The 23,951-nt window shown below is 57.5% G+C and carries 29 protein-coding genes and 2 tRNA genes; 5 read left to right on the top strand and 26 right to left on the bottom strand.

Annotated elements, in window-relative coordinates; genetic code table 11:
* The first annotated feature begins 17 nt into the window (after positions 1-17).
* Positions 18-725: an IclR family transcriptional regulator gene (locus GOV38_RS09260; protein ID WP_171101194.1), complete on the top strand. Its 708-nt coding sequence runs from the start codon at positions 18-20 to the stop codon at positions 723-725.
* Between the two features lie 8 nt (positions 726-733).
* On the opposite strand, the gene GOV38_RS09255 is transcribed toward GOV38_RS09260, so the two are convergent.
* From GOV38_RS09255 to GOV38_RS09215, 9 genes are all read right to left on the bottom strand, one after another.
* Positions 734-1,537, bottom strand: coding sequence for an ABC transporter permease (locus tag GOV38_RS09255; protein WP_171101191.1), 804 nt, complete (start codon positions 1,535-1,537; stop codon positions 734-736).
* A 10-nt stretch (positions 1,538-1,547) separates the two neighbouring features.
* Positions 1,548-2,450: an ABC transporter permease gene (locus GOV38_RS09250; RefSeq protein WP_171101189.1), complete on the bottom strand. Its 903-nt coding sequence runs from the start codon at positions 2,448-2,450 to the stop codon at positions 1,548-1,550.
* A complete protein-coding gene (locus GOV38_RS09245) occupies positions 2,447-3,535 on the bottom strand; it encodes an ABC transporter ATP-binding protein (protein WP_171101187.1) in 1,089 nt (362 codons plus the stop codon). The genes GOV38_RS09250 and GOV38_RS09245 overlap by 4 nt, the downstream gene beginning before the upstream one ends.
* 56 nt (positions 3,536-3,591) lie before the next feature.
* Entirely contained in the window at positions 3,592-4,650 is a 1,059-nt protein-coding gene (locus tag GOV38_RS09240) for an ABC transporter substrate-binding protein (RefSeq protein WP_170361253.1), read from the bottom strand.
* A gap of 1 nt (position 4,651) precedes the next feature.
* On the bottom strand, positions 4,652-5,491 hold the full coding sequence (locus GOV38_RS09235; RefSeq protein WP_171212989.1) for an alpha/beta fold hydrolase: 840 nt from the start codon (positions 5,489-5,491) through the stop codon (positions 4,652-4,654).
* 10 nt (positions 5,492-5,501) lie between these two features.
* Positions 5,502-6,560: an ABC transporter substrate-binding protein gene (locus tag GOV38_RS09230; RefSeq protein WP_171208880.1), complete on the bottom strand. Its 1,059-nt coding sequence runs from the start codon at positions 6,558-6,560 to the stop codon at positions 5,502-5,504.
* A gap of 470 nt (positions 6,561-7,030) precedes the next feature.
* The gene (locus GOV38_RS09225; protein WP_171101181.1) at positions 7,031-7,930 is read right to left on the bottom strand and encodes an HNH endonuclease; all 900 of its coding nucleotides are present in this window, start codon (positions 7,928-7,930) and stop codon (positions 7,031-7,033) included.
* A 4-nt stretch (positions 7,931-7,934) separates the two neighbouring features.
* On the bottom strand, positions 7,935-8,231 hold the full coding sequence (locus tag GOV38_RS09220) for a hypothetical protein (RefSeq protein WP_171101179.1): 297 nt from the start codon (positions 8,229-8,231) through the stop codon (positions 7,935-7,937).
* A gap of 4 nt (positions 8,232-8,235) precedes the next feature.
* Positions 8,236-8,658 carry a helix-turn-helix domain-containing protein gene (locus tag GOV38_RS09215; RefSeq protein ID WP_051588083.1) on the bottom strand — a complete coding sequence of 141 codons (423 nt, stop codon included), beginning with the start codon at positions 8,656-8,658 and terminating at the stop codon, positions 8,236-8,238.
* 366 nt (positions 8,659-9,024) lie between these two features.
* Here GOV38_RS09215 and GOV38_RS09210 point away from each other — a divergent pair, with 366 nt between their 5' ends.
* Positions 9,025-9,264, top strand: a complete 240-nt coding sequence (locus GOV38_RS09210) for a hypothetical protein (RefSeq protein WP_035257715.1) — start codon at positions 9,025-9,027, stop codon at positions 9,262-9,264.
* Complete coding sequence (locus GOV38_RS09205; protein WP_171101177.1) at positions 9,261-10,361, top strand: tyrosine-type recombinase/integrase; 1,101 nt, start codon at positions 9,261-9,263, stop codon at positions 10,359-10,361. The genes GOV38_RS09210 and GOV38_RS09205 overlap by 4 nt, the downstream gene beginning before the upstream one ends.
* Before the next feature lie 43 nt (positions 10,362-10,404).
* On the opposite strand, the gene GOV38_RS09200 is transcribed toward GOV38_RS09205, so the two are convergent.
* The 16 genes from GOV38_RS09200 to GOV38_RS09125 all read right to left on the bottom strand — a co-directional run bounded on the left by GOV38_RS09200 (position 10,405) and on the right by GOV38_RS09125 (position 21,376).
* Positions 10,405-10,479: transfer RNA gene (locus GOV38_RS09200), tRNA-Phe, on the bottom strand.
* A 79-nt stretch (positions 10,480-10,558) separates the two neighbouring features.
* The gene (locus GOV38_RS09195; protein ID WP_171101176.1) at positions 10,559-10,741 is read right to left on the bottom strand and encodes a DNA gyrase inhibitor YacG; all 183 of its coding nucleotides are present in this window, start codon (positions 10,739-10,741) and stop codon (positions 10,559-10,561) included.
* Positions 10,738-11,760 carry a ribonuclease E/G gene (locus GOV38_RS09190; RefSeq protein ID WP_171212988.1) on the bottom strand — a complete coding sequence of 341 codons (1,023 nt, stop codon included), beginning with the start codon at positions 11,758-11,760 and terminating at the stop codon, positions 10,738-10,740. Before GOV38_RS09190 ends, GOV38_RS09195 begins: the two co-directional genes overlap by 4 nt.
* Complete coding sequence (locus GOV38_RS09185; RefSeq protein ID WP_171208882.1) at positions 11,757-12,335, bottom strand: nucleoside triphosphate pyrophosphatase; 579 nt, start codon at positions 12,333-12,335, stop codon at positions 11,757-11,759. Before GOV38_RS09185 ends, GOV38_RS09190 begins: the two co-directional genes overlap by 4 nt.
* A gap of 12 nt (positions 12,336-12,347) precedes the next feature.
* Positions 12,348-12,566 (bottom strand): translation initiation factor IF-1, encoded by a 219-nt coding sequence (gene infA, locus GOV38_RS09180; protein WP_005978431.1) that lies wholly within the window; start codon positions 12,564-12,566, stop codon positions 12,348-12,350.
* Positions 12,567-12,653: 87 nt separating this feature from the next.
* On the bottom strand, positions 12,654-13,532 hold the full coding sequence (locus GOV38_RS09175; RefSeq protein WP_171208883.1) for a carbon-nitrogen hydrolase family protein: 879 nt from the start codon (positions 13,530-13,532) through the stop codon (positions 12,654-12,656).
* A 118-nt stretch (positions 13,533-13,650) separates the two neighbouring features.
* The gene (locus GOV38_RS09170; RefSeq protein WP_171208884.1) at positions 13,651-15,366 is read right to left on the bottom strand and encodes a calcium-binding protein; all 1,716 of its coding nucleotides are present in this window, start codon (positions 15,364-15,366) and stop codon (positions 13,651-13,653) included.
* Positions 15,367-15,482: 116 nt separating this feature from the next.
* Positions 15,483-16,076 (bottom strand): GNAT family N-acetyltransferase, encoded by a 594-nt coding sequence (locus GOV38_RS09165; RefSeq protein ID WP_171208885.1) that lies wholly within the window; start codon positions 16,074-16,076, stop codon positions 15,483-15,485.
* Positions 16,069-16,467, bottom strand: a complete 399-nt coding sequence (locus GOV38_RS09160) for a ketosteroid isomerase-related protein (protein WP_171208886.1) — start codon at positions 16,465-16,467, stop codon at positions 16,069-16,071. The genes GOV38_RS09165 and GOV38_RS09160 overlap by 8 nt, the downstream gene beginning before the upstream one ends.
* Positions 16,468-16,469: 2 nt before the next feature.
* Positions 16,470-16,922, bottom strand: a complete 453-nt coding sequence (locus GOV38_RS09155; protein ID WP_171101162.1) for a low molecular weight phosphatase family protein — start codon at positions 16,920-16,922, stop codon at positions 16,470-16,472.
* 3 nt (positions 16,923-16,925) lie between these two features.
* A complete protein-coding gene (locus GOV38_RS09150; protein WP_171101160.1) occupies positions 16,926-17,405 on the bottom strand; it encodes a UPF0262 family protein in 480 nt (159 codons plus the stop codon).
* 191 nt (positions 17,406-17,596) lie between these two features.
* Positions 17,597-18,901, bottom strand: coding sequence for a histidinol dehydrogenase (hisD, locus tag GOV38_RS09145; protein WP_171208887.1), 1,305 nt, complete (start codon positions 18,899-18,901; stop codon positions 17,597-17,599).
* A 60-nt stretch (positions 18,902-18,961) separates the two neighbouring features.
* The gene (locus GOV38_RS09140) at positions 18,962-19,432 is read right to left on the bottom strand and encodes a GNAT family N-acetyltransferase (RefSeq protein ID WP_174838686.1); all 471 of its coding nucleotides are present in this window, start codon (positions 19,430-19,432) and stop codon (positions 18,962-18,964) included.
* Positions 19,433-19,472: 40 nt separating this feature from the next.
* Positions 19,473-19,949 carry a DUF2948 family protein gene (locus tag GOV38_RS09135; RefSeq protein ID WP_171208888.1) on the bottom strand — a complete coding sequence of 159 codons (477 nt, stop codon included), beginning with the start codon at positions 19,947-19,949 and terminating at the stop codon, positions 19,473-19,475.
* On the bottom strand, positions 19,949-21,214 hold the full coding sequence (gene murA / locus GOV38_RS09130; protein WP_171208889.1) for a UDP-N-acetylglucosamine 1-carboxyvinyltransferase: 1,266 nt from the start codon (positions 21,212-21,214) through the stop codon (positions 19,949-19,951). The genes GOV38_RS09135 and murA overlap by 1 nt, the downstream gene beginning before the upstream one ends.
* Before the next feature lie 6 nt (positions 21,215-21,220).
* Positions 21,221-21,376 carry a hypothetical protein gene (locus tag GOV38_RS09125; RefSeq protein ID WP_171101152.1) on the bottom strand — a complete coding sequence of 52 codons (156 nt, stop codon included), beginning with the start codon at positions 21,374-21,376 and terminating at the stop codon, positions 21,221-21,223.
* Between the two features lie 83 nt (positions 21,377-21,459).
* Between GOV38_RS09125 and GOV38_RS09120 the strand changes: the two genes are divergently transcribed.
* Together GOV38_RS09120 and GOV38_RS09115 are read left to right on the top strand one after the other, a co-directional pair.
* Positions 21,460-21,534: transfer RNA gene (locus GOV38_RS09120), tRNA-Thr, on the top strand.
* Between the two features lie 683 nt (positions 21,535-22,217).
* The gene (locus GOV38_RS09115) at positions 22,218-23,255 is read left to right on the top strand and encodes an AraC family transcriptional regulator (protein ID WP_170342831.1); all 1,038 of its coding nucleotides are present in this window, start codon (positions 22,218-22,220) and stop codon (positions 23,253-23,255) included.
* Positions 23,256-23,444: 189 nt separating this feature from the next.
* Here GOV38_RS09115 and GOV38_RS09110 read toward each other — a convergent pair whose 3' ends face one another.
* The gene (locus GOV38_RS09110) at positions 23,445-23,720 is read right to left on the bottom strand and encodes a glycine zipper domain-containing protein (protein WP_170343544.1); all 276 of its coding nucleotides are present in this window, start codon (positions 23,718-23,720) and stop codon (positions 23,445-23,447) included.
* Between the last annotated feature and the right edge of the window lie 231 nt (positions 23,721-23,951).

Below are 23,951 nucleotides of genomic sequence, written 5' to 3'. Positions count from 1 at the left end.
CGTCGAAAGGTCTGCCTATGCCCGACAAGCCCCGATCCTCGGACACAACAGGTGGTGTCGAAGCGGTAGAACGTGCATTGCGTGTTCTGGACTGCTTTGAGCCCGGAGATACGGGGCTTTCTCTGAAAGAGGTTGCGGACCGCAGTGGTGTCAACAAAGCGACAATCCTGCGCCTGAGCGTCTCGCTTGAGAAATTTGGCCATATCACCCGCGACGCCGAAGGCCTGTTTCACCTCGGGCCGTCTTTGTGGCGCCTGGGATCCGTGTTTCGTCAAAACCTGCGCATGGGGCCTATTGTACGCCCGGTGCTGGCGGAGCTGGTGAAGGCGACGGGAGAGAGCGCGTCGTTTTACGTGCAACGCGGCAACTCCGGCGTTTGCCTCTACCGTGTCAATTCGCCCAGGCTTGCGCGCGATCATGTCCAGGAGGGCGAGATCATTCCGCTGAGCATGGGCGCGTCGGGCCAGGTTCTGGACGCCTATTCCATCGGGCAAGGCAAAAAGGCCAGCAGCATCCGCAAGGCGGGGTATTATCTCAGCCTTGGCGAACGTGATCCGGACGTTGCCGGGTTGTCTGTTCCGGTTCTGGGGCTCGAGGACGAACTGGTGGGTGCCGTCAGCCTGTCGGGTCTGCGCGTGCGCTTTGGCGAGGATGCCGTCGAAGGCTACCGCGCGGCAGTCCTTGAGGCCGCCCGTCAGATCCGGGTTGAGTTTGGCGAAAGATAAGGAACGCATTAATGTGCCCTGTCCTTTCCCCGCCCGATCAACTGAACCCCAATGAGCGCCGTGATTGACACGACAATCAGGCAGGTCGAGATCGCGGCAATGGTCGGATCAAGCTGATCGCGCAGCGAGTTGAACATGCGGCGGGTAATCGTGGCATTCTCTCCGCCCGAGACCAGCATCGAAATCACCACCTCATCCAGCGATGTGATGAAGGCCAGAAAGGCCCCGGTCTGGATCGAGAATTTGACTTGGGGTACTGTTATTGTCCACAGCGCGTAAGCTCGGGACGCACCCAGGCTGCGCGCCGCCAGCTCCTGATCGAAGTCATAGTTCTGCAAACCCGACATCACGGTCACGATTACAAACGGCAGCGCCAGCGCGGTATGGGCGATCACAATACCGGTCAGCGTGTAATTGAGCCCCAGCTTGGCATAAAGGCTGAACACGCCGACGGCGATCAGGATTACCGGCACCACAATGGGCATGATCACGAGGATCTGCGCAGTGTTCCTGATCCGTGGGGTGGAGCAATGCAGCCCATAGGCACAAAGAGAGCCTAAAGGCGTCGCGATCGCCGTGGTCAACACTGCCGCGATCAGAGAGGTCTTCGTGGCGCTCATCCATTCCGCAGAGGTGAAATAGGCCGTGTACCAGCGGAACGAGAACGACGTTGGCGGGAACTCCAGAAATGAGGCCCCCGAAAACGACATCGGGATCACGATCAGCGTGGGCAGGATCAGAAAAAACAGCACCGCGATACCGACCACCGTCAGCCACAGACCGTCAATTTTACGTTGTCCGACTTGTTCCATTTTCAGATCCTCAGCGCATGAAGAGTTTGTCGAGGCCGAACACACGGTTCATCAGCCAGATCATCGCCAGTGCCAGCAGCAGCAGGACAACGCCCAATGCGGATGCAGCCCCCCAATTGGAATAGACTGTGATCGTGCTTTCGATCCGTTGCGCCAGCATCTGCACGCGGCCACCGCCGAGCAAAGCAGGCGTTACGAAAAACCCAAGTGACAGGATGAAGACCAGCACGATGCCGGCAAAAAGGCCCGGCAGCGACATCGGGAAAAACACCCGCCAGAATGCCCCACGCGGCGTAGAGCCTAGCCCCACAGCGGCCCGAACCAGGTCGGTGTCAATGTTGCGCATGGTGGCGTAGAGCGGCAAAACCAGAAACGGCAGCATGATATGCACCATGCCAATGATGGACCCCGTGAGGTTGTGCGCCAGTTGCAGCGGTTCCTCGATGATGCCGAGCGACATCAGCGACGAATTGATGATCCCGTTGCGCTGCAACAGCACCAGCCAGGCGTAGGTCCGCACCAGAACCGACGTCCAGAACGGGACCAGTACGAAAACCATTAAAATGGCAGCCATTCTATTCGGCATCCTGGTCAGCCAGTAGCACAGCGGATATCCGAGCAGGACACAAATAGCCGTCACGGAAATGCTGATCTGAAAGGTGACAACAAAGGTCCGCCGATAAAGCGCGCTATTGAAAATGCGCGCATAGTTCTCGCCGCTCAGTTCACCTGCCGCGTTGTAAAACGAGAGCGAAGACAGCCAGAAAATCGGCAGAAACACGACAATCAGAATTGCGAGAACCGCAGGCATCGAAAGCCCCAAAAACGTCAGACGCTCGCGGCGTTCTTCGGATTTGAGCGTGCTTGCGTTCTGAAGCGTCTGAGCGTCCCCAAAGGGCTCGGCGATGCTCATGATACATGCTCCGGTACGATGATTGTATCTTCGGGATGCAGGGCAAGGCCAATCTGCTCTCCCTTGGAGGGCAGACCAGTTTGGCCCGCGCGATTGGCAGGGACGCGTACATTGATCTCGCCAGCGCTTTCGTGCTGCACGAGAACCAGCACGCTGTCGCCTTGATAAATGATGTCGTTAACCCGGCCGGACAAATCATTGGCTGTTTCAGGCACCGCACCCGAAGTGACCTCGAGCAATTCGGGCCGGATCACCAAGCGATGGCCACCGCTCCCCGGAGCAATGGGCAAGTCGGATTTCAGCACGCGTTCGCCAAGATGCACCGTGCTATTGGCCACGTTCACCGGCGCCGAAATGGATTCACCTATAAAATCCGCCACAAAGAAACTTTGAGGCTGGCGATACAACCGTTCAGGTGTTTCGACCTGCTCGATCCGCCCATGATTGACCACCGCAATCCTGTCTGACATCGTCAGGGCTTCGCGCTGGTCATGGGTGACATAAACAACCGTTGCATCCAATTTTTGATGGAGCGCCTTCAATTCAATTTGCATGTGCTCGCGCAGCTTTTTGTCGAGCGCGGACAGGGGCTCATCCATCAGGATGATCTGCGGCTCGAAAACCATGGCGCGGGCCAGAGCCACACGCTGTCTTTGGCCGCCGGACAATTGGGTGATGCGCCGATCCCCATAGCCGCCCAGCTGTACGGTATCCAGCGCACGCTCGGCGCGGGTCTTTTGATCGCTTTTGGAAACTCCGCGGATTTTCAACGGATAGGCTACGTTTTCAGCCACCGTCATGAATGGAAACAACGCATAGCTTTGAAAAACCATGCCAAGGCCGCGTTTGTGCGGCGGCGTTGCAATCATTTCGCGTTCGCCAAACCGGATCGACCCGCCATCAGGACGCACAAATCCGGCCAGCGCCATCAGGAGCGTCGTTTTGCCGGAGCCCGACGGCCCAAGCAGTGTCAGAAATTCGCCTGCAGCGATATTCAGCGATACATCATCGAGCGCTTTGACTGATCCGTAGGCTTTGCACAGGCTGGATATGTCGATGGGAAGGGATTGGGTAGCAGAGGACATGCTAGCTCCTGACTTGAAAAGTGGGCGCAGTGCCAAATGCGCTGCGCCCAGATGGATTATTGCTGGATCAGAGTGTCGAACTCTTCAGTCAACTCACCCAGCTGGCCGATGTAGAAGTTCGGATCGACCAGAAGCTGCTTGCCGTAGTTGTCGGGATGGGTGTTGACCTTAACCGCCATCTCTCCCGAGATAATACCAGTGTCAAACGCACCGGTGTTCACCGGGCCCAGCGGCATCGTGACCGCCAGCCGTGCCTGCGCTTCGGCACTCAGCAGCTCATTGATCAGGCGCATGGCGTTGTCTTTGTTCGGGGCACCTTTGGGCACCAGCAGACAGTCGACATCCATCGTCCCTCCATCGAAGGCATAGGCGACTTCAATGCCGGATGCGATCACGCTTTCCACGCGGTTATGGCCCATGTGGATCACGTCCACCTCTCCATCACGCAGCAGCTGCGCGGACTGCGACCCGCCACGATACCAAACGGTGACCTCTGGTGCGATCTCTCCCAGTTTGGCCCAGGCGCGCGCTTTGCCTTCGTCCGTGGCCAATGTGTCGTAGATATCGGCCATCGGCACACCGTCGGCCATAAGGGCGGCCTCAAGGTTGTAGTTCACCTTGCCGTGCATGCCGCGCTTGCCTGGGAAGTTTTCCAGATCCCAAAACTCTGCCCAGTTGGACGGACCATTGTCGCCAAAGGCATCCTTGCGATACGCAATCACCTTGGTGAAGTTGATGAAGCCGATATAGTTTTCGTGGATCAGCTCTTCGGGGATGCCCGTTGTGTCGACAATCGAGTAATCAATCGGCTCAAGGCTGCCCTCACGGCTGAGTGTTTCACACGAGGGCAAGTCCTGCTCGGTCACATCCCAGGCGACGGCACCCGCTGTGATCTGTGCGCGCACGTCCTGAATACCGTTTGTGGTATCTTCCTTGACCGTGACATTCAGCGCGCCGGCGGCAGGTTCCAGCATGGCGCTGCGCAATGCGTCCTGAAAGGACCCGCCCCAGGATGCAAACACCACCTCGCCCTCGGCGAAGGCTGGCGCAGCCATTGCCAGGCTGCCGGCAACGAGGCTGGTCGCAAGCGACAGTTTTCTCTCTACTTTTTTCATGTCAGTTTCTCCCTTGATATTCTCTCGTTATTTGGTTGGGTTTTTCGTGGTGAACGCCGTGGTTGACCTGCAATGTCTCTTCCATCCAGTCGGCGATCAGTTGCGGCCGTTCGTACATGATGAAATGGCCGGTATTCGGCACCAGCTTGATCACCGCCCCGGGAACCCGCGCGCGCAAGGCATCCAGCCAAAGCGATGCGGGGTGGGTCGTCGCCGATCGGCGAACTTCGTGTTCGTCCAGCGACGTTGATTGCAGGATTGTGACCGGGCAGGTGAGCCGGTCGATGGCCGGAACAAATTTATCGCGATCCCATGCAGCCATCGCATGGTAATACGCCTTCAAAACGTCTGCCGGATATTGCGCAGCCCGGTTCACAATATCACGTTTTTGATCTGGATCGAGGTTGTTGACCATCATCCCACCGACTGCCGCCTCCGCCCATCCTTTCTGACCAAGCTGCTCTGCCAGACGCGCAACGGCTTCTTCGGGGTCTTCAGGAACGTTGCTGCCATCCAGCAAAAGAAGATGAGAGACGCGTCCTGGCCAAGTCGCAGCCAGTTCAATGGCAATCCGGGCACCCATGCTGTGCCCGACAAGGGCAAAGCGATCAAAACCCAGATCATTTGCCTGGGCAATCACATGGGCCGCGCAGTCGCTGAGACTGATCGCTCCCTCCAACGACACGGCATCAGGACTTCCGGGAAGCCTGGCAAGGCCAATGTGGACACTGTCCGGCAGAAGCGAGGAGACGTCGCTCCAGTCTTGCCATCCGCACCCCCAGCCGTGAACGAAAAGGACGTTCAAAGGTTCTGCCGGATCGGATGAAGGACTGGAGCGCATCAATTTGGACCTACTGCTGAACCAGAGTGTCAAACCGCTCTTGCAGTTCTGCGAAGTTTTCGACGTAAAAGCTCGCGTCAATGACCACCTGGGTCTTCATATTGTCAGGGGCGGCATTGTTTTTGGCTGCCAGTTCGGGCGAGATCAGCCCGGTTTCAAATGCATGCGCATTCACAGGGCCGTAGGAGATGGCCACCGCCATGCGCGCCTGCGCTTCGGCCGACAGCATCTCATTGAGAACCCGCATGGCGTTTTCGTGATTTGGCGCGCCCTTGGGCACCAATAAGCAGTCCGCATCGGTCGTGGCCTGGTTCCAGGTATACCCAACCGTAATTGCATCGGCATTCAGCGCTTCTGCGCGGCCGTTGCCGATATGAATGAAGTCAATCTCTTCATCTGCCATCAACTGCGCCGCTTGCGACCCACCCCGATACCAGACCGTGATATCGGGCGCGATCTCCTCAAGCTTGGCAAAGGCCCGGTCTACGCCGCCTTCACTCCGCAAAACGGTGTTTACATCCGCCGGGTCGACACCATCCGCCATCAATGCCGCTTCCAGCGCATGCGACACCGAGTTGAACATCGCGCGCGTTCCGGGAAAGGCTTCGGTGTTCCAGAAATCCGCCCAGGACTGTGGGCCGTTCTCACCAAACTTCTCTGCTTGCCAGCCGATGACCAGTGAATAGGTCAGCATGCCAACCCACTCGCTGTCCACAAGACTGGACGGCATGCCATCGGTCGAGACCACGCCATAGTCGATGGGTTCCAGCGCCCCCTCTTGCTTCAAACGGGCGCAGTCGGACAACGCCTGTTCGGTGATGTCCCAGGCAACCGCACCCGCGGTGATCTGCGCACGCACGTCTTGAATGCCGTTTGTCGTGTCTTCCTTGATGGTAAGACCCAGCTTTTTCGCCGCTGGGTCCAGCATGGACTCCCGAAGCGCATCTTGGAATGAACCTCCCCAGGACGAAAACACCACCTCGCCTTCGGCGAAGGCAGACGTGGCAATGACCAGACTACCGGCTGCGAGACCCGCAGTGAGCGTCAATTTTCCGTTATCTTTCATCATGTCAGGCTCCTCCCTAACTGTTGGTTGGCTTGCGGGTCCGCGACATGGGCGATCCCATCTTTTATCACCTTGATGTTTCATGCAGCAAAACGACGTTTCATTTCTACTAGTGCTGATACTGGAACTGGTCAAGGATTCTTTTGACAGAGCAGGAGTCAAACCCCGCGCTTTCGGAGCCTCAGAGCCGAGCGAAACGTCGTATTTCGCGCTTATGCGCTGTGTTCATCTCGTTTCGATCTTGCGCATATGGCATCGGAAGCGATCTTTGCCTGTCCCCAAGTTCATTGCCGCCGCGTGAAACTTTTGGGGGATTGAGCGGAACGTAATCTCTCACTCGCAAACCGTTGATCCGCAGATTTGAATGGCAGCTTCTAACAGTTCACGTCCCTTGATCCTGGCCGCAGCATTGGTCAATTTGGGCTCTTTCCGGACGTTAGCTGCGTTTTGCACCAAGGTCCGGTTCAGTATCGTTACTGCTTGAAACAATTCTCTCTGTGCCAGGTTACAAACTCTGCCCTTGGCCGGTTGGCGAGGCGGTCCGGCACCAAGATCTTGCCGGACGCGTTGATCATCGATGTCACGGCCTGAATGTCGTTGCTCTGACGTGAAACCAGAATGGTCAGGTCGTCTGCCAATCCAACGAGACCGCGATCAAACATCCAGTGTGCAGTCCCGGACAGGGCGAGCCCGTTGCTAACGATGTCGGGACCGTCATGCTCTACAGGCCTGATATGAGCGGCTTCCACTTCAGCTCGGCCACCGCCATTGATCAGACGTAGACCGGTGATGGCGCAGCGTTCGCCGTAGGCGCGCAGGACGTTCTTTCTGAAGTTGCGGTCGCGAACCGCGCGATTGGTCAGCTGGTTGACTCGTTCCCGAGCAGGCATGTGTTGGAAAGGTGTTTGAGCATCTTGAAACCCTGGCATTTGCATCGTGTCGCCCACGCGAGGCAGGATGTCCTCATCTCGTCCAAGGCCACGTTCGACTATTCGGGCAAAGTCTTCAGCTGAAAGGGTTCTTACTGCGGCTTGCGCACGCCCGGATATCTTACCTTGATCGTTCAGCAATCCTCTTTCGATGATTGAATTCTCGTCCCGGAATGAAACTGGGTCGCCGAAATCAAGATACGTTCCCGGCTCAATCACGGCCAAGAACATGTCCGGTTTCCTAGGATCCGGAATGATCTCCTGGACCTTGGCGACAGCAAAGTACCCTTTGGTCTCTTTGACTTTGCTTGGCTCCAGGTAGACGATCCAATCCCCTTCGCACTGTTGGGCACGTGAGAGGTATTGCTTCGGAAACTGATACCGCTGCGAGGGAATGTCGTCGTAGATCGAGTCGCTGCGGTGGATGAAGACGCCGAAAGCCATCGGTTCACCCGCGTTGGAGACGTTCCAGTTTTCGATCGGCCGCGCGTAGGGTCAGCACCGCACCTGTCAAAAATGGAAGTGCCAAGCCAGCTGCGGCGATCGCAAAAATCTGGATGGCAGCAAAAACCGAGTATTCGGCAGACTGTTGTGCCAATAATAGTCGACCCAAGCCAATCAAGTAGAACACGCTGGTTCCCAGGAAGATCAGGTAAAGCAGCCCAAAGGGTTCAATCACCTCGCGGCGAGTGCGCTCCAAGACCGAATGCCGCAACATGTTCCAGCGTTTGCTTGCCTTGTTCACCAGATTACTCCCTTACCAACTCGATCCATGTGTGCACGTCATCGTCACTGACTTCACGGCCTTCGACGTGTGACTGATACCAGCGAGCTACGATTGCTCCGCGTTTCTCGCTCTTAATTTTGATGTTTTCGTCTGTGAGGTGTTGATCGAGCGAAATCTCGATCCTCTTTAGCGCGTCAAAGTCATGAGCTGCTCTGACAGATTTTGTGCCCAATAGGATCCATGCTGCGTCTACATCGAATTTATCGGCAATCGCGACCAAGGCTTCTACAGGCATGCCGCGTTGGCCCTTTTCGTAGCTGTGATAGGCGCGGTGTGAGACGCCGATCGCGTCCGCCATGGCGGTTTGTGTCAAGCCGACTTCGTTGCGCGCGATCGCAAGTCGAGCACCCATTGCCGAGAAGACAGCCTTTAAATCCCGCACCATGCAAGGTTCCCATTGACCCGACTGTCAATTTGAGCGAAACTGCACAAAATGACAGTAAAATTTAGATAATGCTATCTGAACACGTCAGAAGGTGCGGAACAAGCGATTCCATTCATATTTAGTGTACGAGGCTGAAATTGAACCAAGAACGTCTACTCTCTCCAAAGCAACTTGGAAGCATGGTCGGGTTGAGCGCGGCGCAAATTCGCGCTCTGATGAATGATGGCAGGTTGGAGTTCGTTGAAATCTCGGCAAAAACCAAAATGCTTACTATGAGCGGATGGGAAAGGTTTCGGAAGAAGGCCACAAAGGTCAAATCGACTGATGACTTGATGTCGAATCATGGGTGCGGGGAAAGGAAGTGACATGGGTACGACCAATCTCAACATCAGCGTGATCGACAAGCGGATGCTCAAACAATCAGAAGCGGCCAGCTATACGGGCCTGCCAATAAAGCACTTCAAGACTGCATGCCCTGTGCGACCCGTTGAACTTAAGCAAGGGACGCTTCTTTGGGATCGCCGCGATATCGATCTTTGGATTGATGATGTGAAATCCGGGTTGGTCACAGATACCCGCGAAACCATCCTGGATCGACTAGGATGACCCAAATTCGTGTCAAAGGGTTCAAGATTTTCAAGGATCGGCATGGAAAACCCAGATGCTACCACCGCGAAACAGGGCATAAGATTGATCTAGCCCAGTCGCCCATCGGCTCCGCCGAGTTTTTTGCGGAATGCGAGACAATTCGTTCAATAGCCGAGGCTCAAAAGGCGAAAGCCCCAAAGGCCGGAACCCTTGGCGGGCTGATCCATTCCTACTTTGCGACCGAGCACTTCCAGAACCTCGCCGAAGCCACCCGGCGCGACTACCGCAAATGCGCTGACTTCCTTGAGCCGATCAAAGGCACACCGATTCATGTGATAGACACCCCGTTGATTGCAGGCGTCCACGACAAGGCCGCGAAGAAGATCGGCTGGCGGCGGGCGAACATGGTCAGGACGCTACTGAGCGAGGTGTTTCGCTACAACATCCCGAAGGGTCTGATCTCCGCCAACTTCGCGAAGGACGTCATTCCGAAACGCCGCCCGCGCGACCGCGCCTATGCTAACCGCCCCTGGACAATAGAAGAACGCGATATTGCCTTGGGCAAAGCCAAGCCTCATGTGCGTGTTGCGCTTGCTTTGATGATGAACACTGGCCTCGATCCGTCCGACGCGCTTCGCTTGCGGAAGGATCAGGTCGATGGCGGCACCATCTGGGGCGTACGCGGCAAGACAGGCGAAGAGGTTGCGATTCCGGTCAGCCCGACGCTGCAAGCAGCCCTTGACCGCATGCCGGACCATAACGCCGAGACTGTGCTTTCCAATTCGCGCGGCGAAGCTTGGACCTACAACGGCTTCTCAACTGTTTGGCACCGTTTCAAATCCGCCCTTGAGAATGAAGGCCTTATCGAAAAAGGCCTGACCCTCAAGGGTCTGCGGCACACGGTCGCCACGACTTTGCGCGAGGCGGGGCTGGATGAACGCCGCATCGCGGACCTTCTGGGGCAGAAAACACCGTCCATGGCGCGGCACTATTCCCGGTCTGCAAACCTTGCCGAAAAGAACCGTGAAACCATGGCGGCACTGGAAAAAGAAAACGAAAGGCGCGCGAAGATTGTCAAACCTTCGCCGAAAAGCGTCAAACCTGACCAAAGCTAGGATGAAGGATGAGCGGTAAACTCAATCATATCAGAGAGTTAAATGGTGCCCGGGGGCGGAATCGAACCACCGACACGAGGATTTTCAATCCACTGCTCTACCCCTGAGCTACCCGGGCACGGGAACGGTGTTTGCCGTTGGGTGGACGCGTTCTATGATTTGCCACGGGGAGTGTCCAGAGGCTTTTTTACATTTTTTCAGTGTGGTCCTGTCACTGGCGGAACTTGTGCTTCGGGCTCAGCATCAAGGTCTTCTTCGCGTTGCGACGGCACTGCGTAGGAACCGTTCAGCCATTTGGCCAGATCGATATCCGCGCAGCGTTTTGAGCAGAAGGGGCGGAACTTCTGAACCGTGTCTTCTTGGCAGATCGGGCAGCTCATTTCAGGGTCTCTGCAAGGGGGGCTCTGCCCCGTTTTCGATGCAGTTCAAAATGGCCGAGCGGTGTCCAGCCTGCAAGCGTTGTCTCGTCCGGGTCAGAGCGGAACGCAGCTTTCAAGGCCGCTTCGAACCCGCGCCTATCTTTCTTGGGCATGGGTGCCAGGTCCAGCGTGATCTGACCGGCCAACCCGCGCACGCGCAAGGCACGCGGGAGAGCCTTGGCGCAGGCGAAATTGGCCTTGGTACCTGCGGCCAGTGATGTATCAGCACCGGTGTTCACGTCCACGGCGATCAGGGCGCGGGTGGGCTCAATGTACAATGTCCCCGCACCTGGGAGCGGTTCGGTGATGCCACGCGCCACGTCCAGCGCATCCAGAACCCCGTGGGTTTCGAACCCGCCAGCCTTGGTTTCCACATCTGCCGGATAGGTCCAGTCGCGCCACGCCAGAAGATGGGGGCCATCGCCTTCGCTGAGCAGTTCGGGTTCGGTTCCGGCGTCACCCATCACCTGCTCGGCCTGGGCCAGCATGGCCGAGATATCTTCGGCGATTTCGTCGTCATCCGCGCTGGCACAGCACGAGCGCAAGATCAGGCCATAAGCGCTGCCGTCCATCTGCGCGTGGGCAATCTCAAGCAAGCGGTCCCGCGCGTCGTCATCCTTGATGCTGCGTGAAATATTCAGGCCGGGCGCGTCGGGTGTGACGATGGCATAGCGGCTTTTGAACAGGATACGATTGGTCACCGGGATGGCCTTGCCCGGCTCGGCATATCCGCTGACCTGAACCAAAAGCAGGGCACCCGGGGCCAGTCCTTTGACCTGACGCAAAAAAGCGGGGCCGTCAGGGGTGGTTAGGAACATGCCGCCTTGCCCTTTGACCGGGCGATCCGCGCGGGCGCGGTAGATCGTGCCGGGGGCGGGCGCATCCGCTTCGATCAGGAAGTCGTCGAGCTTGCCGTCAACCATCAGGGCCGCAGCTTCGCGTCCCTGAATATGGTCCAAAACGATTGTGCGACCTTTCATGATGCCTCGCGATACAGAGGATATCCGATGCCTTGCAACAGCGCTGCTGTTTCGGACAAAGGCAGCCCGACAATGCCGGTGAACGAGCCTGAGATCCACGGGATGAACGCGCCTGCAGGGCCTTGAATCGCGTAAGCGCCGGCTTTGCCCCGCCAATCATTGGTTGCCAGATAGGCGTTGATTTCAACATCCGACAGGCGTTTGACTTTGACCTGAGACACGACATCGCGCTGCAAAACGCGGTCTCCGCGTCGCACTGCGACCGATGTGATCACACGGTGACGGCGGCCAGAGAGCGCGTGCAGGAACTCAGCTGCTTCGCCTGCGTTTTCAGGTTTGCCGAGGATGCGGCGCCCCAAGGCAACCGTGGTATCGGCGCATAGGGTGATATCGTCGGGGGCGGCCTCAACCGCCTGCACCTTTTCCCGCGTGATGCGGTTGCAATAGGGCAGAGGCAATTCGGCCTTCAGTGGCGTTTCGTCAATGTCGGGCGGGCGAATGGCATCCGGCTGCACGCCAAGCTGCGCCAGCAGGTCCAGCCGCCTTGGGCTGCCCGATCCAAGAACAAACGCCATAAGTTCAGAACGTTACTTAAAGCGATAGTTGATCCGACCCTTGGTCAGATCATAAGGGGTCATCTCGACCTGTACCTTGTCGCCAGCCAGAACACGGATGCGGTTCTTGCGCATCTTGCCTGCCGTATGTGCGATGATCTCATGGCCGTTTTCCAGCTCGACCCGAAACGTCGCATTCGGCAGGAGTTCCTTCACGACACCGGGAAATTCGAGCGTATCTTCCTTGGCCATGTTGTCTCCATCTTTGCGTTGCACTCGCAGAATCTGCGAGGATGTGCGCCTAAATGGGCCTATTTGCCCCTTATTTCAAGGGCGGAATCACCTCAACGAGGAGATTGTGACCGATTCGACTCGGGGCTGTTGCTCGTCCCAATGGGTGCGGTTCAGCACATGCCCGTCGGCGCGAACCTGAGAAATCGCCGAGAGATCAACCTCGGCATAGGTCCATCCCGGCTGGTTCAATTGTCCTTGGGCCAACACGCCGGTTTCGGGGAAACCTTTGTCAGGTGGACCAAAGACACCGCCCGCACCGGTATTCATATCCACGGCCTCGGACCAGTCATTGTCGCCCACCAACGAGGCCATGACCGTCACGCATTGGTTTTCCAACGCCCGGGCCATGGCGCCGATCCGAACGCGCCAATAGCCCGATAGCGCTTCGGTGCAGGACGGAACAAGGATCAGATCAGCCTCGCTCAGCGCGCGACCCAGCAAGGGAAACTCGCTGTCATAGCAGATTAGGATGCCGATCCTGCCCAGCGCGGTATCGAACAGCTTCAGCGGACCGCCGGGAGCGATGTCCCAGGTCTCGCGCTCGAACCGGGTCATGATCTGCTTGTCCTGATGATCCTGCGCGCCCTCGGGCGTATACAGAACCGCGCGGTTCACAGGCCGACCGGGTCCGTCCAGCACTGGGGCTGAAGCCCCCAAAATGTGAACCTTATGCTCTTGAGCAAGGCGCTGGTGCAGCACCTCTGCTGCCTCCATCCGATCCGAAACCGCGCGGATTGAGCGTTCGAGATCCCCAGCCGCTTCCGCGCCGTCCAGCGTCGAAAGCTCCATCGCGCCGTATTCGGGAAAGACAAGCAACCCGGCCCCCTGCCCTGCGGCCTCAGAAACCCAGCGGTGCAACTTGTCTTCGTACTGTGCCCAGCTGTCCAGCCAGGTCAGATCATAAGCAGCAGTTGCGATTTTCATTGCCCGGCCTTTCCCAAATACACCGGGACAGTAAAGAACGACGCCGCGCGCTGTACAAGTTGATTGCGGTTCCGCGCGACGTCATCGGTGCAGCATTGTTAAAGCCGCAGGGTGGGAATCAAACCCAGGCAAACTCGTCAGCTGCGCCAAGCAACTGGGTTATCGGGTCTTCGACGAGATCGGCAAAGCTGTCTACAGCCCCGTTCCCAGCGCCCTCAAAGACAAGAACGGTTCCGGTGTCCAGCGTTACAATCACATCGAACCCATCGTCCTGAAAGGTTGAGATTGCATCCAAATCATCCACCAAACCCGGGGCGCCATTATCGTCCAGATCCGAAAACACCAGAATGTCTTTTGATTTCTGGAAATCCCCCAGCGTTTTGGTTCCCTGGTCCAAGGACGATTTGAAGATGAAAGAGTCAGCGTGCTTGCCACCGAACAACCAGTCATCGCCCAACCCGGCATCCAGCTTATCTTTGCCGGCACCGCCTACCAAAGTGTCGCTGTTGTCACTGCCATAAAGAACATCGTGCCCCGAGCCACCGTCCAGCAAGTTGTTGTTCCCGCCATTGGCAACAAGTTTGTCATTGCCCGCACGCCCCAAGAGCGTGTTCTTTCCGTCAGATCCAGCAGCGATTGTGGCCTTTAGCACATCATCTCCGCTGCCACCGTCGAGGTGGTTGAAGGCCTCTGCCAAGGCTGAGGGATCAAAGGCATTTGTTGCAGATGCATAGGCGATTATTTTGTCGTTCCCGCTCTGTCCGAAGAGAGTGTTTTCGACCACCGAGCTTTCATCATAGAACTCAGCCGTGATCTCGGCACGAATCTTGTCGTTCCCGGAACCACCTGAGACATTGTTCGACGCGTCGACGCGAAGCGTGGCAAGAGTATCTATCGAGACTTTGATCTTGTCAGAGCCAGACCCACCGTGAATGTCGTTGTGGGCGATTGCATCTCCTTCAAACGACAAGGCCAGAGATGTAGCCGTAATCCGGTCTTCCCCTGACCCACCGCGCATCTTGTTCGTGACGTCGGTCAAAAAGTTTTCACCATCGGTGACTTGGTTCGCTTCGAGAATATCTTTCCCCGCACCGCCGTAGACTTCGTTCAAACCGACAGGTGTCGCCACATTCGAGTCTGTCGTTACAAGAGCTATGATGTGGTCATTCCCACTGCCCCCGTATAGGTAGTTTGCCGCCAACTCGCTACTGTTTGCGGTAGCAGAAGCACTCACTTCGATCTGGTCGTCGCCCTGACCACCCCAAACCGTGTTGATGGAGGTTGCTGCGCCACCGAAAAAGCTACTAGAGATTGTGACCCGAACCACATCATCGCCCGAGCCAGCATGGACCGTGTTGTGCCCGACGCCATCAAAGAACGTGGCGCGAATGTCGATCTGGTCGTCGCCACGCCCGCCGGAGACGTAGTTTTCCAATTGTTGCACACCGCCAAATGCGCTCACGTTCACGGTGATAATGTCGTCGCCTTTTCCCCCCGAAGAATGCGTGTTGATGAAATCGACAAAGGTAAAACTGGGATCTGCTATGGTGGTTTTCAGCACATCGGCCCCAGTACCCCCGCTTTGCTTCGTATTGATATTAAACGGGGTTACGCCGCTATCTACCAACGTAATATGCGTAGTCAGCTTATCTTCACCGGCACCACCGTGAAGGGCGGTATCGTTGAACATACTTGAAAGGTGGTCATTTCCTCGGAAGCCGAAAACCCCGGTTCCTGCGTTTGGCGCCGCCAGGGTATCGTTCTTGGCTGTGCCGAAGATAAAGTTGGTAAAAGTGGAAGTATTTGCCCACGGGGCAATTGTTTTACGAAACATAACATAATTCCAAAACAAGAAAAATTACACGACTAACAGGAAACAAACTTACAACGGTTTAGGGAAAACTCAAAACCGAAATCAAACCTGAGATGCGTTGGCGCACGCAGATTGCGTCAAAGATCGCGGATCCAAAACTGCAGTGGCTTTAACGTCTCGCTGTCGTGTCCGACATCTTTCCACGAAAAATTCGCGATCACGCCCGGCAAAGGCTCGTATCCGCGCGCGCGCCAAAATGCGTCAAGCGGGCGATAGTCGTCAGGCCGCTCTGGGTGGTCTTCAGGGCGCTGAACCGCACAAAAGGCGCATTTTCTGAAACCGTTTTCGCGGGCATGCGCCTCGCGTAGATCAAAGAATGTGTGGCCCACGCCCTGTCCGCGGTAGTCGGACAGTAATACCGACTCGGCACAGTAGAATATGTCAGACAGATCAAGGCCGGTGCCCTCAAACGCCGCAGCAAAATCATCGGCGTGATCAGCCAGAGGGGCACCGGTAGAAGCGCCAACCAGGATTGGGCCATCAAAAGCACCCACGACTATGGCTTTGTCACTGTCCCGGTAGGATTGCAGATAGGTCCGCTCGTAAGCCAGATCGCCATCGTACAGGTAAGGCCAATCGCGAAACACTTCGATCCGCAGCTTCGCGACATCATCCAAGACCGCCTCAAGCGCGGTTCCTGTCAAGGCGCGAACCTCCGAGATCTCAGCCATTTGCAACCTGCCTGGTCCAGTCGGCCAGATTGTAAAAGGTCGTCACACGGGTGATCTTGCCGTCTTGGAGATCAAAGAACGATCCGGCGGGCAGGCAGTAGCTTTGGCCATTTGCCTCAGGCAGCCCGTCATCGGTTTCAAGATAGGTTCCGTTGACGATGAATTCGGCGGCGGCCCGGGTGCCGCCCTGGGCCTCAAACACCACGATATCAGTCAGGTGTTCGCGATAGCAGCGGTTCATATGGGCGCAGAAATCCGCAAATTTTTCCTTGCCGACACGTACCTGACCTTCATTCACATGATGTGCCACATCATCCGACAGACACGCCAGCATTCCGGCAACATCGCCTGCATTGAATGCCTCGAAATAGGTTTTCACAGTCTGGTTCATGATCACTCCGTCGGTGGGCCCCAACGTTTGCTAAGATGTTGAATGATTTGATCCCGTGTTTGCCGGTAATGATGCAGCTTTTGCTCGCGGGTCTCACCCATCCCTGTCGGGTCCATGATTGGCCAATACTCGACATCCAGGTGGAAGATCCGGGTCAGTTCCAACGCCCGGCGTTGGCTTGCAGGCGAAAGCGCAACGATCAGATCAAACGAGCTTAGATCATCGCCCCATTCTTGCATCTCGTCGAACGAGCGCGAGCGGTGACGCGACAGCTCGACCCCGATCTCGTGGCAGACCGAAATACAGAAGCCGTCGATCTCAAGGTCGTTATGAACACCGGCAGATTGCACATAGGTACCGGTGCCATAGAATTTCTTCATGATACCTTCGGCCATGGGGGACCGAACCGAATTGTGGTCGCAACAGAACAGAAGGGACTGTGGCAGAGGCGTCACCCGTCATCCCCCAAAGTGCAACACGCAAATCAACGTGAACAGGCGGCGGGCGGTATCTGTATCAACCTCGGCCTTTCCTTCCAGCCGTTCTTGCAAAACGCGGCTGCCTTCGTTGTGGATACCGCGCCGGGCCATATCGATGGTTTCGATCTGGCTGGGGGGCAAGTTCTTGACCGCGTTGAAATAGCTTTCACAGATCTGAAAATAGTCTTTTACCACCTGCCGGAAGGGCCCAAGAGACAGATGGAACTCTGCTGCTTTTTCTTCCGCCTCGGTCGCAATGTCGAAAACCAGTCGCTTGTCGCGGATCGAGAGCTGCACGTGATACGGCCCATCCGGGATCGCCCGATCATCGCGCGCCGGTAGGGTAAAGGTGTTGTCCTCGAGCAGGTCATAGATGGCAACCTTGCGCTCCTGCTCGATCTCGGGGGTCGGCGGGGGAAGGTTACTGTCGTCCAGTTCGATATGCGAGATTCGGGTCATGTGTGCTGCGATCTATTCAATTCGGCTAAGACCTATATCAACCCCATCAGATGGGCAACGGACAGTCAGACGCACCGGATGCATCACAGCAAACACTGAAGGCGCGCTTCGACCTTACAACTGCGCTAAGTGACAACCCCCTCAAAGCCCAAGGTCTTTCCGCAAGGTTTCCGCCTTTCCTCAAGCCGCCATCACTGCTGATTCAACCGCTCGAGCCGCGCGAGGACGGATAATCCATGGGCTTCCAGGCTTTCCGATGCAGCCAGCGTTGCGGCTGACGGGCCAACACGGCGCAAGGCTTCGGGTGTCATCTGGCTGATCGTCGTGCGTTTGAGGAAATCCATCACGCTCAACCCCGAAGAAAACCGCGCTGAGCGGGCCGTCGGCAGCACGTGATTTGGCCCACCAACATAGTCGCCAATGGCTTCGGGCGTGTATTGCCCCAGAAAAATAGCACCCGCGTGCACCGTTTTGGTGCTCAGCGCCTGTGCGTCGGCCACGCAGAGTTCCAGATGCTCAGGCGCAATCCGGTTTGACAGGCTTGCGGCCTCGTCGAGATCGCGAACCGTGATCACTGCGCCAAAGTCGCGCCAACTGGCCCCGGCGATGGCGCGGCGTTCCAGGGTTTGAAGACGCGCCTCGACCGCCTGCGCCACGGCGCGGCCAAACTCCGCATCATCCGTAATCAGGATCGATTGCGCGCTTTCGTCATGCTCGGCCTGGCTGAGCAGATCCAAAGCAATCCAATCCGGGTTGTTGTCTTTGTCAGCGATCACCAAAATCTCAGACGGGCCTGCGATCATGTCGATCCCGACCTTGCCGAAAACCCGGCGTTTCGCAGCCGCAACAAAGGCGTTGCCGGGCCCGGTGATCTTGTCCACCGGCGCGATTGTCTGAGTACCATAGGCCAGCGCCGCGATAGCCTGTGCGCCGCCGATGCGATAGACCTCATCAACGCCTGAGAGCTTTGCCGCCAGCAAAACCAACGGGTTGATCTGACCATCCGGCGTTGGAACAGCGATAGCCAAGCGCTGCACACCGGCAACCTTGGCCGGGATCGCGTTCATCAACACCGAAGACGGGTAGGACGCCAATCCGCCAGGCACATAAAGGCCTGCAGCCGAAATCGCCGACCACCGCCACCCCAGTGTTGCGCCAGCCTCATCCACCCACTGTTGATCCGATGGCATCTGACGTTCGTGATAGGCCCGGATCCGTTCAGCCGCCAGTTCCAGTGCGGCGCGTTCGTCATCCGATACGCTGTCCATGGCCGCGTCGATCTCTGATGCGCTAAAGGCCATCGTTTCCGGTGTCAGCTCCAGCCGATCAAACTTGGCCGTCAATTCCAGCACCGCCGCATCACCCCGCACCCGGACATCTTCGATGATCTTAGAGACAACAGCATCGACATCCGGGCTGTCTTCACGCTTTGCACCAAGCAGCGCGGTGAAACCCGTCTCAAAGTCGGGCGAGGTCGTGTCTAAGAAAACGGGCATGATCGGGCTCTCCAGGGCGTTTCAACGGGTCTTATCGCCCAGCCCGCATGCCCTCAACCCTTACTCGGCTGACTGCAGCGATTTGCGCATCGGGAATTGCGAGATACCATGCCAAGCCTCGGGTGCAGCGGATTGGGTCCAGCCGTAGCGCAGATAAAACGCCCTCGCGGTCTGCGTTGCGACAAGACCGGCCTCAGAGCATCCCTGCCCGATCAGCTCTTCTTCCAGCCTCTGCAGCAGGGCCTGACCAACGCCAAGCCGGACATGCGTAGGATTGACATAGAGCAAGGTCACAAAATCGCGGTCTTTCAACCCGCCCACGGCAGCGATCTGACCAGTGCGCTCTGCCACCCAGATCTCAGCGCCCGAATGCAGCCAGTTGCGAACCGATTCCGGATCTTTGTTCCGGGTCCAAAGCGCAAGAAGATCGGCGTTGTTTCCATGATCCGCAACACAAAGTTGCGTTATCGACCGGATGAGTGTCTGGCTGATCCCGAAAGCGTCGAACACGGTGGCACGACGTATTGCCAACCCTGCCTTGGGCCGGGAAAATGCGCCAGCTTTGCCGCGCTTATTCTGGATGGTGCGGGGCGTGACCCGATGGCGCCCGATACGGCCGGGTAACGTCCTTCAGCGTTGCGTCCAAGGCCTCGGTCCGCAAACGGATCGCACCGTCGCCAGCCAGGGTCAGCATGATTTGACCCGCGCCGTCTTCACCTGCCTCGAAATCGACCGACAAGAGCGACAGGATCATGTCCTTGTCGCGCTGGTCTATTCCTTGGCTGGATACAGACAGCACATCATCGAATACCAAGACCGATTGCACCCGTTCAAATGGGCGATTGCGCTGCGCGGCAGCGTCTTTGTCCTCCCAGCGGAACCGGTTCAACAGCAACGCAAACCGGCGCTCGGACGGGCGCCAGGTCATTTCGGTGACAGGAAACACCGCATCCTGCACAAGTGTCGAGATCACCTGAAGGTCATCGCTGTCTTGCGCACCCAGATTAAGCGGGGCCTCGCGGCCATCATCAAAACTTGCGTCACTCATCAGCCTTTTATCCGTTCTATCTTGGCCCCTACGCCTTCCAGCTTGCGCACCACATGCTCATAGCCGCGATCCAGATGATAAACACGGTTTACCCGAGTTTCACCCTCTGCCGCCAGACCGGCCAGGATCAACGACACCGATGCGCGCAAATCGGTGGCCATCACCGGCGCACCTTTGAGCTTGTCGACCCCGGTTACGGTGGCCGTCCCGCCCTGTACATCGATCTGAGCCCCCATGCGGATCAGTTCAGGCGCATGCATGAAACGGTTCTCAAAAATGCGCTCTTCAAGAACAGAAACGCCGTCCGCCGTGCACATCAGGGCCATCATCTGCGCCTGCAGGTCTGTCGGAAAGCCCGGGAACGGCTCGGTCACAACATCCACCGCATTCACGCGCCCGTTCTTGCGGGTCACTTTCAACCCCTGTTCGGTTTCGCTGACAGCGATCCCGGCGTCATCCAGCTTGGCCGCAAAGGACTCGACCAAAGCCATGCCCCCCCCCAACAGCTCGACCTCTCCGCCGCAAATGGCTGGAGCCAGCATATAGGTGCCCAGTTCGATCCGGTCAGTCACCACCTGATGCGTTGCACCGTGCAATCGATCAACGCCCTGGATCTCGATGATCGAGGTACCCTCACCCGCAATCTGCGCGCCCATCTTGCGCAGGCATTCCACCAGATCGACGATCTCAGGCTCACGCGCTGCGTTTTTCAACACGGTCGTTCCCTTGGCCAAGGTGGCGGCCATGACGATGTTTTCCGTCGCACCCACGGAGGCAAACCGCAACTCATGCACTCCGCCCTTCAGACCACCCGGTGCTTTCGCGTGCAAATACCCGTCTTTCAGGTCAATCTCGGCGCCCAGCGCCTCAAGCCCTTCGATATGTAAGTCCATCGGTCGCGCACCAATGGCACAGCCGCCGGGCAGAGACACAACGGCTTGCCCCAGCCGCGCCAGCATCGGGCCCAGCACAAGGTTCGAGGCCCGCATCTTGCGCACGATCTCATAATCCGCCGTGTGGCTGGTCAATGCGTGGCTAGACATCGCCAGAACCTGCCCGTCCTGCAAGGCCGACACCTCGGCCCCCAAGGACTGCAACAACAGCGTCATTGTCTTGATGTCACTCAGCCGCGGCGCGTTGGTCAGCGTCAGCGGTTCTTCGCTGAGCAAGGTCGCCGGCATCAGCGTCAAACACGCATTCTTTGCCCCGGCAATCGGAATCTGCCCGTTCAGCGGGCCATTGCCCGTCACCAGAATCGAATCCATCTGCTCTTAGTCCTTGTCCTGCTCCGGCCTTGCCTCCGAGGTCGCCCGCGCCTTGGCCTGCGCCTTGCGTCGCGCCAGATTGGCCTTCAATGCGGCCTTCAACCTGTCTTCGCGTGCATCCCCGGATTTGCCCTGTTTTTTTGGTGAGTTTTTGTCTGCCATTGTCTTTCTCTACAGCAGACACAAAAAACCGTCCAGACACCCTTGCGCCGCGTTTCGTTTGAGTCTAATCACCCGCCCACAGCGCTGCTGTAGCTCAGAGGTAGAGCACTCCCTTGGTAAGGGAGAGGTCGAGAGTTCAATTCTCTCCAGCAGCACCATAAAATCAATAATTTACGAGATTTACTCTGCTGGCACCACATAAGTGGCGACCACATGGCGACCATGCCTTAGCAAAATACGTCCGTTGTTAACGTCGCATGGTCGGGGCCTTGCCTTCATAGACGAGCTCCACCCCCCGCCCCTTGGCACCCCTTCAGCTGATCGAACGCAAGCCTGTGAGCCTCTCACACTTTCTGTGACGCGTTTTTCCAAGACTACTTTTATTGGGGTAGGTCCACTATCTGTTGGTTGGAGCCCGTCGAACTAGAGTTTTGGGTTCGAGTATCCCTTCGCACCAATAGCGGACGTTCAGGAAATTTGATTTTATGTCCGCATTGCGGACAAAGCTTCCGATAAGTCAGTTTGTCGGGATGTGTGACAACGGCCCAGAGCGGACTTTTAAGTAGCGCGCCGAGAATGGCGGCTTCGAAAGCCACAGCGAACAAGCAAGCTGCCCAACCCGGACGATGTGCGCCGCTACTCGGTGTGTCACACCGCACGGATCTCGAGTTACTCGCGACCGACGTCGCGCCTACCTTGGTGGCGAGTGTGTGAAAGGCACTGCGGGTATTGAACGAAACGGGCGTTGCGTTGTTCGAACGTTGGCTTTGGCAACTGGCAAGAAGGTCAGACGGGCCTTAACGTGGCGCAACACGTCAGACACCGAGACTACGGACCAGAAATGAAATCCGAGATTCCAAAACACAGCGCAATCTGGGGACAGATCATTGTCGGTGAGTTGAAGAAAACAGGCCTTTCCGAGCGGGATATCCGAAAGGAGTTCGGGATAACCAGATCTCAACTCGAAGACCCGGATGCTCGCTGGTCCTTCGACAAGACTGCCTGGTTGTTTGAAAAGGCGAGCGCTTTGACCAGGGACGACCTTGTCGGATACCGCCTGGCACAGTCGCCGGACCTGGTCAGGAAGGCCGGGTTGCTCGCCTATGTCGGCGTTTCGGCACCTACCGTTGGCGGTTACCTTCGAAACATCACCCGTTTTCAGCGCGTGATCGGTGACGCGAGCAAGACGGCCATGGAAGAAGGCCCGGAAACCACCCGGCTGACCTGGCACTACGATGTGCCAGCAAGCATTCCGACCGGGCAATATGCCGAGTTTGGAGCCGTTGGCACGGTCTTCGCCCTGCGGGACTACTCCAATCGGCAAATCCGTCCGACGCATGTTCGGTTCGCGCATCAGCGGCTGACCGGCACCGAGGCCCTCGACAGGTTCTTTGGCTGCAATGTCCTGTTTGGTGCCGCGGAGAACAGCATTGCCTTCAAGGCGGCTGATATGGATGTGCCGCTGTTGACGGCCGACGACAACTTGCAGCGGACGCTTTCGGTCATTTGCGAGAACACGCTGGCTCGGATGCCGCAGACACCCAACAGTGTGGCCCGGGTTGTTGAGAGGCAGATCACGGCGCGTCTTGCAGCCGGCACGGCCCAGCAGGACGCAATTGCGGCGGAACTTGGGATGAGCGCCCGAACGCTGGCCCGCCGACTGACCGACGAGGGCACGAGCTTCGCAGCGGTCGTCGCCAATCTGCGAAAGGCTCTGGCCCGGGACTATCTGCTCAACAGCACGCTTCCGCTCACCGAGATCGCCTATCTTCTCGGATATAGCGACGCCAGTACCTTCAGCACGGCATTCCGAAGATGGTACGGACAGCCCCCCAGCGACTTCAGGGAGCAGCCAGCAACAGAAGCGCCCCTGGCATAGGGCGAACGATCTGAGTAGAGGCCGGACTGCTCGGATCATAGGCCCGCACTTTCACGTTTCTCCGTCTTCCTGAACCACCCTGACGCAACAAACCCGGCAGGCATGAGGCCTAACGGGTTTGAAGCAGATGCCGGATCTCTCCAGCGTCGGTTGGAAGGGGTAAACCGTTCCGGTTGTCTCGTTGCGGGATCAGCGCTTGTGCTTGTTGCCACCCTTCTTGCGATCGTCCTTGCGATCTTGACGATCCCGGTCTTCGGCGATCTTGCCACCGAGCGCACCGGCGGCTGCGCCGAGGGCCAGGCCGTCCTTGGCGTCGCCGCCGGTGATTTCGGTCAGCACGGCGCCGGCCACAGCGCCCTTGAGGGCTTTCTCACCGATGTCACCGGCATTGGCGGCCATCGGGGCAGCGAGGGCGAGTGAGGCGGCAAGGGCGGCGAATACGGTGTTCTTGAGGGTGTTTGTCATCGGTTCCAACCTTTCTGACGGTGGCGACCTCCGTGGCCGCCTTCTGTGGAAAGATCTAAGCGAACCGCCATGCCCCCGCTTGAGAGCATCCGACAGCTTCATTGGAATGGCTGACATTGCAGAGCAACAAGCCAAATTCGACGGTTGTTCTGCCGTCAAGACTTTCGCCTGACGCAATGCCAATCATCCAAGGGGTCGCCTCCTTGGCCGCGATGGCTGCATGGGCCGTTC

Origin of the sequence: Ruegeria sp. HKCCA5839 (assembly GCF_013035585.1) — a bacterium.
Classification (GTDB): Bacteria; Pseudomonadota; Alphaproteobacteria; order Rhodobacterales; family Rhodobacteraceae; genus Ruegeria.
This window is presented reverse-complemented; position numbering and strand designations above follow the sequence as displayed.

Coding starts and splice junctions, on each gene's coding strand:
- GOV38_RS09260 (WP_171101194.1), top strand. CDS start 18: ATGCCCGACAAGCCCCGATCCTCGGACACAACAGGTGGTGTCGAAGCG.
- GOV38_RS09255 (WP_171101191.1), bottom strand. CDS start 1,537: ATGGAACAAGTCGGACAACGTAAAATTGACGGTCTGTGGCTGACGGTG.
- GOV38_RS09250 (WP_171101189.1), bottom strand. CDS start 2,450: ATGAGCATCGCCGAGCCCTTTGGGGACGCTCAGACGCTTCAGAACGCA.
- GOV38_RS09245 (WP_171101187.1), bottom strand. CDS start 3,535: ATGTCCTCTGCTACCCAATCCCTTCCCATCGACATATCCAGCCTGTGC.
- GOV38_RS09240 (WP_170361253.1), bottom strand. CDS start 4,650: ATGAAAAAAGTAGAGAGAAAACTGTCGCTTGCGACCAGCCTCGTTGCC.
- GOV38_RS09235 (WP_171212989.1), bottom strand. CDS start 5,491: ATGCGCTCCAGTCCTTCATCCGATCCGGCAGAACCTTTGAACGTCCTT.
- GOV38_RS09230 (WP_171208880.1), bottom strand. CDS start 6,560: ATGATGAAAGATAACGGAAAATTGACGCTCACTGCGGGTCTCGCAGCC.
- GOV38_RS09225 (WP_171101181.1), bottom strand. CDS start 7,930: ATGGCTTTCGGCGTCTTCATCCACCGCAGCGACTCGATCTACGACGAC.
- GOV38_RS09215 (WP_051588083.1), bottom strand. CDS start 8,658: ATGGTGCGGGATTTAAAGGCTGTCTTCTCGGCAATGGGTGCTCGACTT.
- GOV38_RS09210 (WP_035257715.1), top strand. CDS start 9,025: ATGGGTACGACCAATCTCAACATCAGCGTGATCGACAAGCGGATGCTC.
- GOV38_RS09205 (WP_171101177.1), top strand. CDS start 9,261: ATGACCCAAATTCGTGTCAAAGGGTTCAAGATTTTCAAGGATCGGCAT.
- GOV38_RS09195 (WP_171101176.1), bottom strand. CDS start 10,741: ATGAGCTGCCCGATCTGCCAAGAAGACACGGTTCAGAAGTTCCGCCCC.
- GOV38_RS09190 (WP_171212988.1), bottom strand. CDS start 11,760: ATGAAAGGTCGCACAATCGTTTTGGACCATATTCAGGGACGCGAAGCT.
- GOV38_RS09185 (WP_171208882.1), bottom strand. CDS start 12,335: ATGGCGTTTGTTCTTGGATCGGGCAGCCCAAGGCGGCTGGACCTGCTG.
- infA (WP_005978431.1), bottom strand. CDS start 12,566: ATGGCCAAGGAAGATACGCTCGAATTTCCCGGTGTCGTGAAGGAACTC.
- GOV38_RS09175 (WP_171208883.1), bottom strand. CDS start 13,532: ATGAAAATCGCAACTGCTGCTTATGATCTGACCTGGCTGGACAGCTGG.
- GOV38_RS09170 (WP_171208884.1), bottom strand. CDS start 15,366: ATGTTTCGTAAAACAATTGCCCCGTGGGCAAATACTTCCACTTTTACC.
- GOV38_RS09165 (WP_171208885.1), bottom strand. CDS start 16,076: ATGGCTGAGATCTCGGAGGTTCGCGCCTTGACAGGAACCGCGCTTGAG.
- GOV38_RS09160 (WP_171208886.1), bottom strand. CDS start 16,467: ATGAACCAGACTGTGAAAACCTATTTCGAGGCATTCAATGCAGGCGAT.
- GOV38_RS09150 (WP_171101160.1), bottom strand. CDS start 17,405: ATGACCCGAATCTCGCATATCGAACTGGACGACAGTAACCTTCCCCCG.
- hisD (WP_171208887.1), bottom strand. CDS start 18,901: ATGCCCGTTTTCTTAGACACGACCTCGCCCGACTTTGAGACGGGTTTC.
- GOV38_RS09135 (WP_171208888.1), bottom strand. CDS start 19,949: ATGAGTGACGCAAGTTTTGATGATGGCCGCGAGGCCCCGCTTAATCTG.
- murA (WP_171208889.1), bottom strand. CDS start 21,214: ATGGATTCGATTCTGGTGACGGGCAATGGCCCGCTGAACGGGCAGATT.
- GOV38_RS09125 (WP_171101152.1), bottom strand. CDS start 21,376: ATGGCAGACAAAAACTCACCAAAAAAACAGGGCAAATCCGGGGATGCA.
- GOV38_RS09115 (WP_170342831.1), top strand. CDS start 22,218: ATGAAATCCGAGATTCCAAAACACAGCGCAATCTGGGGACAGATCATT.
- GOV38_RS09110 (WP_170343544.1), bottom strand. CDS start 23,720: ATGACAAACACCCTCAAGAACACCGTATTCGCCGCCCTTGCCGCCTCA.